This window comes from Streptomyces sp. NPDC041713 (genome assembly GCF_055591085.1).
In genome coordinates this window covers 313,914-327,155 of the sequence record NZ_JBVIZY010000009.1, presented here as the reverse complement: position 1 = coordinate 327,155, position 13,242 = coordinate 313,914, and the positions used below count along the sequence as shown (strand labels likewise).

Here is a 13,242-nt window from a genome sequence, read left to right as displayed (position 1 = left end):
ACGAGGTTTTTGCCCCACTTGCGGAAGGCGTTCCCCGCCTCACCTTCCCAGTCGACCCGGTCGATGTGCTCACCGAGCTCCGTCGCGGCCGAAGCGATGGCATCACGCGCCCGCTGCAACGCCTCGCCCGCGCCCTCCAACTCGGCGGGCTCGGCCTGATCCACCAGATCGATCATGTCGTTGAGGCGATGTCCTTCGAAGCCCATTACGACCACCCGGTGTTGGACTTGTCGCTTCCGTGGCCTCCATGAACGTCGGGACCACCACTCCGCTCGTTCCCCGTCGGGGGCTGGTCCCGGTCAATCCTGGCTTGTATCGCCCAGAAGCGCTGCCGCAACCCTTCCTCAAGATTGTCGAAGCCGACGTCTGCGCCGTGCACGGCGATCCCCATGGCGTCGATCTGCTCGCCGAGCATCTTGGAGAGCGAGGTCAGCCGCTCGTGGACCTGGTCGTACTGCTTGTACAAGCCATCCGCCTCAGGAAACGCGCTGCCCGTGCCACTGAAGGAAGTGCGGGACACCTTGTGGGCCCCCACCTTCGACGATCCGCCCGCGGATCCCTCGAACTCAGTGAGAAGCGTGTTGATCCGCCGCCGGAACGTCTTCAACGCCTCCAGGCCACGTCTGACGTCGGCGCCTGATGGCGGCGCAGTCCCCCCGCGTCCGTCCGTAGGAAGCACTCGGCCTTCCCTCCCCGTTGCCTGCCTGCTCGGCTTTATCGCCGTGCATTTGCGTGCCTGTCGGTTGCCCTTCCCCCAGGAGCAACTCTAGTCACACTGTGTTCTCGAACCAACTGAACGTGTAACTACACCAGTTGATAAATAGTCAAATGTTGGAACGGTTGACTCGCCATCCCGCACATACCGCGCGATTCGACCCCTTCCGGCCCGATATCGCTGGCACACGCCGACGGGAGTCACAACACGAACCGACCGCATTTCCGTCCGTCAGTGTGCTCACACACTGCCACTGCCGCCCCTGCGGCGCGCCGCAGATGCTACTCAACCTGTCTAGGTACACCTACTCAGTACCCAGGCCTCAACCACCGCTATTCTCACGGGAGTTTTGGCCCGCCAGCTCAATTGCAACCAGCGCGCCGACGCCCGGACGACGCACCCCAGGGAAGGGAAGGCCCGCATGGCGTGGGAGGAGTGGGAACAGGTCAAGGCTGACATATCCGCACAGCGTTCCGTGCAGATGCAACTCAACGGAGCACCGTCCGACAGCGCCGCATGCAACTGAGCCTCTGAACCGGTCGGCTCCCCACGCAGCAACAGCGGCTAGCCGCGGACTCCGTGCGCCGCCCGGAACTTCCACTGCACACAGGCGGAGTGCGGCCTCGTCAGCGTGGCGTTGAACGGGTTCTCGTACGACCTAGGATCGGCCAAAGACACCCACCGAGTGGGCGAAGGAAAGGTCGGGGTCCAACCGGTTCAGCGTCGGTCCCTGTTCGGCCGTCCCTTCCGCCTCGCATCCCGCACAGCCACTCCGATCCCGCCCAGCCCCGCCACGACGACCACCGCGCCCACGGCGATGTAGGTGGCGATACGTGCCGTCCGCTCCTGCGTCGTCTCGCCGAGGTGGAGTTTTGCCGGTATCGGCGCCTCCCCCCGGGTAACGCCTCCCCGCGCGGTCGGCGCCTCAAGCGGGTGATCATCTTCCGTCAAGGCGCGGACCGGGTCCACGACGCCCCATCCGACCAAGCGGTCGTGGCCGGGCACCGAGCGTTCCGCGGTCTGCTTGATCTGGGCGACGATCTGTCGGGCCGTCCAGTTCCTGTGCTTTGCCCTGATGAGGGCCGCGACTCCTGCCACGTACGGAGCGGAGAAGCTGGTGCCGTTGTCCGGGCAATGGCCCCCCGCTGGAACCGTCGAGATCATGTCGACGCCAGGTGCCGCCACTCCCACGAACTTGCCGGACTGTGAGAAGGGAGCGCGTTCGTTGTTGCGGTCCGAGGCTGCCACCGCCAACACCCCCTCGTAGGAAGCGGGGTAGGTTCTTTTGTCGTCCCCGCCCATGCCGTCGTTGCCCGCCGACGCGATGATCACACGTTCTCGGTCAAGGGCCCGATTCACCGCAGCGGCGAGTTCCGGGGCCGGCTTCACCGCGTCGGCCGTGTCCTGGGAGATGTTGATGACGTCGGCCCCGGCTCCGACCGCGTAGTCGATGGATTTCGCCAGGGTCTCGGCGGTGCCGTGGCCATCGGCATCGTTCTGCTGGATGGGGATGATCGTTGCACCCGGGGCGAGTCCTACGAAGCCAGTGCCTTTTGCGGGACGCGCCGCGATGATGCCGGCTACGCGTGTTCCATGGCCGACCGTGTCCGACGTGCCGTTTGATTTGCCGCGCTCGATCTTCTTGCCGTTGTCGTCCTTGGCCGGCAGGTAGTTGCGGCCTCGTGACACGTCCACCGCGGACGTGAGCTGCGGATTCTTGACGTCCACGCCGGTGTCGATCACCGCTACCCGAACGCCCTTACCGGTGGACTGACGCCACAGTTCATCCAGGAGTACGCGCTGCAACGCCCAGGGCCGACCCGCGTACTTCTTCGACGGGAATTCACACTGCCCCGAGGCCTGTGGCGCGGCAGTGACAGGAGGGGCTGCGAGCATGATTGTGATGACTGAGAAGGCCAGAACTGCGGCCGTCGCAGCGGCGCTTCTGGCCCGAGCGGCTCTTGTGGATGCGTGATGCACTCTCGCCCCCCTACGAACCTTGCGGTTGGCGAGCAGCCGCTGTCGACAGCCGCGGACCAGTCGGGAGGAGGGTGGACCAAGAGACCGGTATCGGAGCCACCTCCGCGTCCACGTACCCAAGACGGTTCTGCGCCTGCTGGGCTTCCTGCTGTTCCCTCTTGCGCTGTTTGGCCGACACTCCGATGCCCTCGTCGTCCGTCGCGCTGTCGCTGTTGGACTGCATCGCGTAACGCAGCCCGGTGTCCGTCACCAGGAAAAGACCACCCACCGTGGTCTCCGATCCGAGAAACTGCCGGTACAGCTGACCCGAGCCCGGCGTGACATACCCGCTCGACGAGCCGGTGGGCAAAGTGGCGGGGAAGTCGGCTCCGGCCCACGTACTCAGCGTCGTACGGCCGTTGTCCTTGTCCACGTGGCGCAGAACGTTGCACACCGTATTCCGTCCCCCGCTGGCCGAGGCAGACGCGTTGGCGGGGGACGACGCGGCCCGAGGCCAGTTGTACCGCCCGGCGAACTCGTCCTGGTCTGGACGGAAGGCTCCGGCGCTGATGGCGAGCGGCTCGCCTCCTTGCTCCAAACCGGCCAGGTCCCGGCTGCTCAGAAGGAGTTGAGCTGTGAAGTCGGAGATTGGTGCCACCCGTTTGGGCAGGACCACGTAGCGCTGCGTCCCGTCTCCGTCGTTCGCCTTGAGGACCATGCCGACCCTGTTCGCCGCGTTATCCGTGAGACCTTCCACTTCAGCATCGTCACCGGGGACCCCGTCCACCTTCGGGAAGGTGATCGGGTCACCCTTGTGCAGCGTCGCGAGCCACTCCTTCGAGACCCGTTGCGGTGCGCGACCGGAGCCCATCAGCGTGCGCGGGAGCAGTTCGTCCTTGCCTGAGACACGGTAGGCGGTACCTCGCGCATCGACCACAAAGCGGGTCTTGTCAGGGCCCACAACGTACAACAACTGCCCCCCGTGCAGTCGTTGCCTGCCCTCAACCCTCTTGTGGTCACGGGCCGCCAGAACGAAGGCGGCCTTCTGAATGGCCCTGCCACCCTGAACGGGCCGCTCACACACCACCCAACGCTTGACGGAACTCGCCTCCGACTCGGAAGGCAGACGATCTGGCGCGTAGGGGATGCCGATGGTCGCGCCATGCGGGATCTTGCCATCGTCGAGGACGGACTCGTCCACGTTGATGACCTCACCCTTGCCTGCGTCGAGGAGCAGTTTTGCGGACGCCATGTTGAGGACCGGGTGAAGCTGGCGCTTTCCCTTGGTCATGAGGACGACATAGCGAGTCGTCGAGTCACTGGCGATGATCACGTGTTCCTTGGGTTTGTCCCAACCGGGCTTGGCCGCCGGCTTGAACATCCCCCAGGCCCCGAAGACGGCCAGAATGATGACACCGACGATGACCCCGGGCACTACGCCGCGCAGTGGGCGAGGGGCGCCTTCTTCCGATCCCGAGGGTGACGGTTGGATGAAGGCGGCCAGCGTGCGGCGCTTCGCGAAGGTATAGGCGTTGAGTTCGTCCCGCCTTGATGCCATAAGTGTCTGCTTCTCCCCCTGCGGCACTGAGGGTGCGGCCCCCACCCTCTGCTGTCACACCAGGCACCTACTATGCCTGGTGTGTGATCGCGCGTGCGGGGTGGGTGAGGTTGAGGAGCTCTGGGAGCTTCAAGCGCCATTCACGCAGGGCGGTTCAGTCGAGTTTGCGGGGGTTGGTCTGGTGTCTTCCACGGTGCGACATCGTGCAGGCGGGCGGTCGGGCGACCGCACGAATCAACAGATAAATGGTGTCGGCCCCGGCACCGCGCCGTCCGGCCCCGGGTACACCCCACATCTGCGGTCACGTTCGCGGAGGTCGAGTTCGTTTCGTCTGCAACGACTCGTGTTCGTGGAAGTCGCCGCGGCCCTGTTGCTCACCGCATGGGTCGTGGACCCGCTGGCGGTCGCCCCGGCGGCGCTCGTCGCGATCATCCTCGTCCTGTTCACCGTTGTGCGCCGACACGGGCGGCCCTGGTCCGAATCGCTGGGCACCGCAAAGGCGTTGCGCGCAAGGCGACGCAGGGCCCGCACTGAGCCCGTCCCTGCCGGTACGGAGCCCGCGTTCGCCCCCGCCGTCGAATGTGATCCCTCGTTGCGCACCTACACGTACAGCGGCCGGGACCAGCGCCGGACGGGCATGGTCGGTGACGGCACATTCGTGACAGCGGTATTGCAGGTCGAATCGGATTCGACCGCCCTGCGAACCGCGCCGTACCGCCAGTCCCTGCCGGTCGGTCTGGTGCGCGACGCTCTCGTGGTGGACGACATCCGTCTCGAGTCCGCGCAGATCGTGCTGCACACCCAGCCCGCGCCCGCCCTGCATCTGCCGCAAGAGTCCGTGGCCGTCAGCAACTACGCGCCTCTGCAGGCCCAGACCGGAGCACCTGCGGTGCGGATCACCTGGATCGCGTTGAAGTTCGATCCCGAGACGTCGCCCGAGTCGGTCACGGCTCGTGGAGGCGGCCTCCTCGGCTCGCAGAAGTGCGTGATGCGCGCCGTGGACCATCTCGCCAGCCGTCTGACGGGTGCGGGATTCCGTGCCACGGTGCTCACGGAGGAGGAGCTGGCTTCCGCCATTGCCACATCGGCTTGCGCCAACCCGTTGGTGACGGCGGAATCCGGTCGGGCCGGACAACCGCAGCGTCGGACCGAGGAGGCTTCAGGCTGGTGGCGTTGTGACAACCGTCGGCATACGACCTATTGGGTGCGTCGCTGGCCTCGTTCGACGGCCTCGGGTGCGTCAACTCTTCCCCAGCTGGTCGCTGACGTCACCGCTGTCCCGACACTGGCCACGACCTTCAGCCTGACCTTGGCACACGATGAGCGGCAAGAGGTGGCCCTACGCGGACACGTCCGCGTGACGGGGCGGAGCGATGCCGAACTGGTGGACGCCCGCAGCGCCTTGGAGTACGCGGCACGCCAGGCCGGGGCGGGACTCGCCCGCCTCGACCGCGAGCAATTGCCCGGCATGCTCGCCACGCTGCCGCTCGGAGGGACGCGCTGATGAGCACCAGCCCCGCAGCGCCCGGACGATCCACCACTCCCGCTCCGGCCCCGGCCGCTGCCGCTGCCGCTGCCGCTGCCCCCAACGGCAGAGGGGCAGGTGGAGCACGCCGAGGGTTCGGCCTCCTCGGACCTCGACACGGCCGGCACACCCTGGCCACCGCCGAAGTGGATGCCCTCTCCCTGCCCATCGGGGACGACGGTGTTGTCATCGGTGTGGACGCCGAGGGACGGCCCGCCGTGCTCGGTGTCAACCGGCCCACGCCCTACGACATCGTGTTCATCGGTGGTTTGTGGACCGCTCAGGTCATCGCGTTGCGGGCCGCGGCGACCGGGGCGCGGGTTGCTGTGGAGACCGGGCGGGCCGAGGCTTGGGGGCAGTTGGTGCGGGCGCTGGGGGTGGGGCCTAGTGGGATGGCTGTGTATGACGTGGGGCGGGTGCCGCCGTTGGGGGCCTCGGCGGGGAGTCCGGTGCTTGTCGTGCGGGACTGCGGGATGCGGCCGCCTCGGGGGCGGGTCGTGTCCGGGCCCTGGCAGTCCGTGCTCACGGTGTTGCCCTATCTGAGTCCCGTCGCGCCTCGGCTCATTCGGCAGGCGCGGCTCGTGGGGGTGCAGCGGGTGTCGCCCGACGAGGCGACGCAGATCGGGCGGTCGCTCGGGCTTCCGAGCGGGGACGTCGGGTCGTTGCCGTCGCTCGCCGACGGGGTGACGTTGTGGTGCGCCGATCGTGACCGGCAGTACGTGATGACGCAGGCCACCGACGCCGAGACCGGATTGTTGGGTACCGCTCGGCGGATGGACTGAGACCCGGGCGCGGGCCTCGTAGCGGGTGGATTGTCCGTACTCCGTCCGCTGTTGGGACATTTGTCCGTCACGGTTTGATGTACGTGGATCGCTCCTGGGTGCGGCGTGACGCAATGGACAGCATCGGTGGGGTGGCCTGCCCTGCCGTGCCGGTGGTTTTGGTGATTAGGCTGGGACAGGGCGCGACGCCAGAACCCTTGAGCGGTTCGTGCGCGTCCCTCTACGGGGAGAGCCAGGCGGATCGGACGACAGGAACGGTCGCCCCCCACCACGGCACGAGGGTGCTCGACCACATCAGGAGGCATTGTGAACAGCGATCGGGACGAGATCCGCGGGGGCTGGGACTCACCCGTCGATGATCAGTCCGACGCGGAGTCCGCCGCCGAGACGACGGGCGAGTTCACCATCGACTACGCGCCGCCCGCCTGGTACACGCAGAACGCGTCGAATGCCTCTGGCAGTGCGGGGGAGACGCCTTCGGCGCCGCCCGTCTCGACTCCTGCCGCCGCTCCTTCTTCCGTTCCCGGTACGGGTACGGGAGCGGATACGGGCACGGGTATAGCTGCGGGTGCGGCTGTGTCTGCCTCGGATAGTTCTGGTTCGGATAGTTCTGGCTCGGATACGGCTTCCTCCGGTGCGGATTCCTCCAGTACGGGTTCCTCCGGTGCGTCTGGCTCGGGCCTGGGCTCTGGCTCGTCTTCGGGTGCCCTCGCGTCTGATGAGGGCGAGGACGAGGACCTGATCGGTGGTGTGGACTCCGGTGCGGGCGCGGCTGGTTCGGGAGCGGCGGCGTCCGCGTTTGCCTCCGCGCCTCCGCCGCCGGTCATGCCGTCCTTCTCGGCTCCGCCGGCTCCGCCTCGGCCGTTGACTCCGCCGGTGGCTCCTCCTTCGACTTCTTCGGCTTCTTCGGCTCCCGCGGGTCCTTCCGCCGAGGCTCCCGGCGTCGTGCCGAAGCTTCCTGTCGGGAGCGGGTTCCAGCCGGCCGTCCCGGAGGAGTCTTCGGAGGGCGAGAGTGTCGGTGACGCTCAGGCGCCGGCGGCCGGTGCGCCTCTTTCGCCGCCCGTCGTGCCGTCCGCCGTTCCTCCGGCCGCCGCGGGTGGCGGCGCCGCCGACTGGAGCGGTGCCCTTGCTGGGCCTGCGGCCTCGGTGCACGTGACCGGTGTCGTTCCCAAGGACGAGGTCGACGCGCTCATCGAGGGCCGGGATGGCCATGACGAGAGTGCGGCCTCGGTTGAGAGCGAGGCTGAGGTTGAGGGTGGCAGTGGTGACGGAGGCGATGACACTGGGGCTCGTGGCGCCGATCTCTCGTCCGGCCCCGCTGTCGCGTCCGCCCCGCCCGTCACTCCTGCCCCGCCCATCGCTCCTGCGCCGCCCGTCACTCCCGCCCCGCCCGTCGCGCCTCTCTCTTCCGATGCGTCTGCCCCTTCTGTCGGGGAGAGCTTCGGCGGTGGCGATCTGGAAAGTGGCGCCACCATGCGGTTCTCCGCTCGTGCGCTCAAGCGGGAGATGGAGGAGCTGGCCGACGCTGCTTCGGGTTCCGAGGTCGGCTCTGGTGTAGGTGGTGCCTCTCGGGATGGTGACGTTGCCTCTCGGGCGGGTGACGGTGACAGTGACGGTTCGTCCGGTGGTGGTGCTGACGTTTCCGTTGGCGATCAGGGGGCGGGGAACGACGGGGACTCCGCGCTCGCGTCCGATGAGTCCGCTCCTCAAGACTCCGTTCCGCAGGTCCCCGTACCCCAGGATTCCGCTCCCGCTGCCGCCGACGGTGACGACGTTCAGGACGCCGTGCCGGCTTCGTGGGCTGCGCCCGCGCCGCAGGGTGCGCTTCCGCCGTTGCCGCCCGCCTTCCAGCCTGCAGCGCCTACGTCGGCGCCGCAGTGGCCCGCGCCCACGCCGGTTCCGCCGCCCGCTCAGTCCTCGGACGGTCCTGCGGCCGCCTCCCCCGCGCCGGTTCAGCCACATGCTCCGCAGCCTGCGCTGGGGGCTTGGCCTGGGCCTTCCGCGCCGGTTGCGCCTATTGCTCCTGCCGCGGAGACCCCGCAGAGCGGGTACGGGTTCCCGCAGACTGGGGCCGCGCCCGCGCCTGCCGCCGGGCCCGGTGCGCCGTTCGCTCCCCATGCGCCCGCTCCTGCCGCCCATCCGGCTCCCCCGACCGCGCCCGTCGGCCCCAACCCGCCTGCCCAGGGCACCGGGTACGGGTTCCCGCAGCAGCAGCCCGCTCCTCAGGGGCAGCCGTCGGCTCCGATGCCGCAGCCCGGCCAGCCGGTGCACCCCGGTCAGCCGGTGCAACAGTCGCAGCAGCCAGGGCAGCCGGGGCAGCCGGCTCCCGGGCAGCAGGCGCACGCCGCCGCGCCCTACCCGTCGGCCCAGGCTCCCGCTCCCGTTCCGCACCCCCAGGCACCCCAGGCACCCCAGGCACAGGCTCCGATGCCTCAGCCCTCCGCGCCTCAGCCGCAGATGCCCCCTCAGACCCAGCCGCCCGCTCAGGCCCAACCGCCCGCCCAGGCCGGTGGCTACGGGTTCCCCCAGCAGCCCGCCCAGCCCCAGCCCCAGGCTCCCCAGCCGCAACCGCAGCCGCAGGCTCCGCAGCCGGGGCCCGTCGACCCCCGTACCGGTGCCGCCTGGCCGCAGGCCGTCCAGCACGATCAGCGGGAGCGGACCAACCCGGGCGCCCCCCTCGGCTACACCGCCGCCGTCGAGCTCTCCTCCGACCGGCTGCTCCGCAACAGCAAGCCCAAGGCCAAGAGCAGCCGGCCCTCGGGGGGCGGGTCGCGGTTCAAGCTCGGCGGCAAGAAGGAAGAGGCCGAGCGGCAGCGGAAGTTGGAGCTGATCCGGACTCCGGTGCTCTCCTGCTACCGGATCGCCGTCATCAGCCTCAAGGGTGGCGTGGGCAAGACGACCACCACCACCGCGCTGGGCTCCACCCTCGCCACCGAGCGGCAGGACAAGATCCTCGCGATCGACGCCAACCCCGACGCCGGTACGCTCGGCCGTCGTGTCCGGCGCGAGACCGGGGCCACCATCCGTGACCTCGTCCAGGCGATCCCGTACATCCACTCGTACATGGACATCCGCCGCTTCACGTCGCAGGCGCCGTCCGGGCTCGAGATCATCGCCAATGACGTCGACCCGGCCGTGTCGACCACGTTCAACGACGAGGACTACCGGCGCGCGATCGACGTACTCGGGAAGCAGTATCCGATCATCCTGACGGACTCCGGTACGGGGCTGCTGTACAGCGCCATGCGCGGGGTGCTCGATCTCGCCGATCAGCTCATCATCATCTCCACGCCGTCCGTGGACGGGGCGAGCAGCGCGTCCACGACGCTGGACTGGCTGTCCGCGCACGGGTACGCCGACCTCGTTTCGCGGTCCATCACCGTCATCTCCGGGGTACGGGAGACCGGGAAGATGATCAAGGTCGACGACATCGTGTCGCACTTCGAGACGCGGTGCCGAGGGGTTGTCGTCATTCCGTTCGACGAACACCTTGCCGCGGGTGCGGAGGTCGACCTCGACATGATGCGGCCGAAGGTGCGGGAGGCGTACTTCAATCTCTCGGCGATGGTGGCCGAGGACTTCGTGCGGGCTCAGCAGCAGCAGGGGCTGTGGACGTCGGACGGGAATCCGCCGCCGCATCTGGCTCCGCCTATGCCGGGGCGGGGGGCCGAGGGCGGCCAGGGGCAGGCGTATGGGGGGCCGATGCCGGGGCAGGCGCCCTACCCCGGACAGCCGCAGCCGCAGGCGCAGTCGCCGTCTCAGCCGTACGGTCCGCAGCCAGGGCAGCATGGGCAGGCGCCGCAGCCGCCGCAGCACGGGCAGCAGCCCTACCCTCAGCAGGGGTGGCAGGCGCCGCCTCCGCAGGGTCAGCCTCCCCAGGCGCAAGCTCAGCCTCCGCAGGCGCAAGGTCAGCCTCCGGCTCAGCCGCAGCCTGAGCAGGCCCCCCAGGCCCCCCAGCCCGTACAGCCCGGAGCGCCGTTCCAACCGGGGGCGCCGTTCCAGCCGGGTGGGCCTCAGCAGCCTCCGCCGCCGCAGCAGTAGTTGCCGACCCCCAAGTCGGCGTCGACGTCGACTCGTCAGCGGGCCCGCACCGTTCCTCGGTGCGGGCCCGTCGGCGTTCCGCCACACTCACCGAAGCCCGGCACCTTCGCGCTGTGCCCACCCGTTCCGCCGTGCGGAACGCCTGCCCACAGCGGGAGCGGGGCCAGGCGGGGCGCCCAAGCGAGGCACCCAGGCGAAGCACCGGAAGCGGAGAACCCAGCCGAGGGAACGGAAGCGGAGCCTGGGCGTGGCCCCGAAAGCCGAGCCCGAGCCGGGGTCGAAGTGGATCCCGGGGGCCCCGAGCGCAAGCCGGTCTAAGAGCCCAAGTGAGAGCCGGGGACGGAAGCGGAGCCCGGAACCCGGAGATCGGAAGCGGAGCTCGGAGCCCCGAGCCCAGGAGCCCCGGCCCCGAGCCGGGTCCGCAAGGCCGTAGCGCCGGGTCCGCCAGGCCGTATCCGGCCAGCTACCGCTCCCCCGAATGGAAGCGGTCCCCGAAAGGAGGCCGGAGCAGGCGTAGCTCGGGCGCAGGTCACGTCACCCTCTCCCCTCCCGTCACCCCCTCACCAGCCACGCTTCACTGGTCTTGACCAATGCGGATGAAATCACGGTCAACTCGTTATTTCCGCAGGCCACATGGGGTTCACCCGCCGTTGACGCGTGCAGACTGGCGCTGGTAAACACACATCCACCAGCTGACGTTCCTTGATCCACCAGCGTGCAACCAGCCATCCCTGCGCGAGCGATGACGCGAGGTCACCGACCCATGGACACACAAGATCAGCACGGCAGACAAGATCAGCACGGCAGACGAACAGTTCCGAAGCGAGCGGTACCGTCCCGCCCCCGCGGCCGCCTGAGGCTCCTCGCCGGTGGGCTCGCCGCCCTCGCCCTCACCGCCGGGCTCGCCACGCCGCTCAATCCGGCCCCGGACCAGGCGTCCGCCGAGGACGGGGGCAAGAAGGTGCTCACCGTCGCCGTCGCGCAGAGCGTCGACTCGCTCAGTCCGTTCCTCGCCCAGCGGCTGCTCAGCACCAGCCTGCACCGGCTGACGTACGAGTACCTGACGAACTACGACGCCAAGGACAACAAGGCGATCCCCGGCTTCGCCCTTTCCTGGAAGTCCTCGGCCGACAAGCTCACCTGGACGTACACCATCCGGGAGAACTCCAAGTGGTCGGACGGGAAGCCCGCCACCGCCGAGGACGCGGCGTGGACGTTCAACAAGGTGATGTCCAAGGAGGGCACCGCCACCGCGAACTCCAACTTCGTCACCAACTTCAAGAAGGTGACCGCGCCCAGCCCGACCAAGCTGGTCATCGAGCTGAAGGAGCCGCAGGCCACGATGGCCGCGCTCGACGTGCCGATCGTCCCCAAGCACGTCTGGGAGAAGGTCGACGACATCTCGAAGTTCAACAACGACAAGATGCCCGTCGTCGGCAACGGGCCGTTCATCCTGTCGGAGTACAAGGTCGACCAGTACGTGAAGTTGAAGGCGAACAAGAACTTCTGGCGCGGTTCGGCCAAGTTCGACGAGCTCGTCTTCAAGACGTACAAGGACCAGGACGCCGCCGTCTCCGCCCTGCGCAAGGGCGAGGTGTCGTTCGTCGCCGGGCAGCCCGCGCTCACGCCCGCGCAGGCCGCGTCCTTGAAGAACGAGGACAACATCAAGGTCAACGAGGGGCCGGGGCGCCGCTTCTTCGCGCTCGCCACCAACCCGGGCGCCAAGACCAAGGACGGCAAGAAGTTCGGCGACGGGAATCCGGCGCTGCTCGACAAGCGGGTCCGGCAGGCGCTCTTCCTCTCCGTCGACCGCGAGGCGCTGGTCGACAAGGTGTTCCAGGGGCACGCCGTCGAGGGCGCCGGTTACATTCCGCCGCGCTTCTCCACGTACGCCTGGAAGCCCTCCGCCGACCAGAAGATGGCGTACGACCCGAAGCGGGCCGCACGGCTCCTCGACGAGGCCGGGTACAAGAAGAACGGCGACGGCACGCGCGTCGGCAAGGACGGCAAGCCGCTGAACCTGCGCATCCTCTGCCACGCCACGGACCCCAACGACAAGGCCGTCGGCAAGTACCTGAAGGAGTGGTGGGGCGATCTCGGCATCGGGCTCAAGGTCAACTGCCTCGACGACGTGTCCGTGCCCTGGTACGCCGGTGAGTACGACCTCGCCTTCGACGGCTGGTCCGTCAACCCCGACCCCGACTTCGTGCTCGGCATCCACACCTGCGCCGCATTGCCGGTGAAGGCCAAGGAGAGCGCCGCCACCGACAACTTCATCTGCGACAAGAAGTTCGACGAGCTGTACGGCAAGCAACTGGCCGAGTACGACCCCGCCAAACGGGCGGACATCGTCAAGCAGATGCAGTCGTGGCTGTACGACTCGGGCTACATGAACGTCCTCGCCTATCCGAACGCCGTCGAGGCCTACCGCACCGACCAGATCAAGTCCATCACCACCATGCCGACGGCCGCCGGGAACATCTACGGCCAGGACGGATATTGGAGCTGGTGGTCGGCGGTCCCCGCGGATGGGAAGAGTTCCTCCAAGGACGGCAGCTCGACCGGTGTCATCATCGGTATCGCCGCTGCCGCGGTGGTGCTCGTGGGCGGCGGAATCCTGTTCGCCCTGCGCCGCCGTTCGACCGCAGAGGACCGCGAGTAA

7 protein-coding genes and 1 pseudogene are annotated in these 13,242 nt (G+C 68.5%); 5 read left to right on the top strand and 3 right to left on the bottom strand.

Translation table 11 applies throughout. The features are described 5' to 3' along the window. Positions 1–205: 205 nt before the first annotated feature. From ACZ6CV_RS26935 to eccB, 3 genes are all read right to left on the bottom strand, one after another. Positions 206–466 carry a hypothetical protein gene (locus ACZ6CV_RS26935; RefSeq protein WP_469253222.1) on the bottom strand — a complete coding sequence of 87 codons (261 nt, stop codon included), beginning with the start codon at positions 464–466 and terminating at the stop codon, positions 206–208. A gap of 966 nt (positions 467–1,432) precedes the next feature. Then, positions 1,433–2,611 (bottom strand): type VII secretion-associated serine protease mycosin, encoded by a 1,179-nt coding sequence (mycP, locus tag ACZ6CV_RS26930; RefSeq protein WP_469253221.1) that lies wholly within the window; start codon positions 2,609–2,611, stop codon positions 1,433–1,435. Positions 2,612–2,705: 94 nt separating this feature from the next. Continuing rightward, the gene (eccB, locus tag ACZ6CV_RS26925; protein WP_469253220.1) at positions 2,706–4,232 is read right to left on the bottom strand and encodes a type VII secretion protein EccB; all 1,527 of its coding nucleotides are present in this window, start codon (positions 4,230–4,232) and stop codon (positions 2,706–2,708) included. Between the two features lie 181 nt (positions 4,233–4,413). On the opposite strand from eccB, the gene eccE reads away from it, so the two are divergent. The 5 genes and pseudogenes from eccE (at position 4,414) to ACZ6CV_RS26900 (ending at position 13,242) form a co-directional block, all read left to right on the top strand. Beyond that, positions 4,414–5,736, top strand: a complete 1,323-nt coding sequence (gene eccE / locus ACZ6CV_RS26920; protein ID WP_469253219.1) for a type VII secretion protein EccE — start codon at positions 4,414–4,416, stop codon at positions 5,734–5,736. Then, positions 5,736–6,539 (top strand): hypothetical protein, encoded by an 804-nt coding sequence (locus tag ACZ6CV_RS26915; protein ID WP_469253218.1) that lies wholly within the window; start codon positions 5,736–5,738, stop codon positions 6,537–6,539. The genes eccE and ACZ6CV_RS26915 overlap by 1 nt, the downstream gene beginning before the upstream one ends. A 306-nt stretch (positions 6,540–6,845) precedes the next feature. Further along, positions 6,846–6,926 (top strand): annotated as a pseudogene (locus tag ACZ6CV_RS26910) (SCO5717 family growth-regulating ATPase); the annotation flags it as partial. 2,070 nt (positions 6,927–8,996) lie between these two features. After that, positions 8,997–10,580, top strand: a complete 1,584-nt coding sequence (locus tag ACZ6CV_RS26905) for a MinD/ParA family ATP-binding protein (RefSeq protein ID WP_469253244.1) — start codon at positions 8,997–8,999, stop codon at positions 10,578–10,580. 763 nt (positions 10,581–11,343) lie between these two features. Next, on the top strand, positions 11,344–13,242 hold the full coding sequence (locus ACZ6CV_RS26900; RefSeq protein WP_469253217.1) for an ABC transporter substrate-binding protein: 1,899 nt from the start codon (positions 11,344–11,346) through the stop codon (positions 13,240–13,242).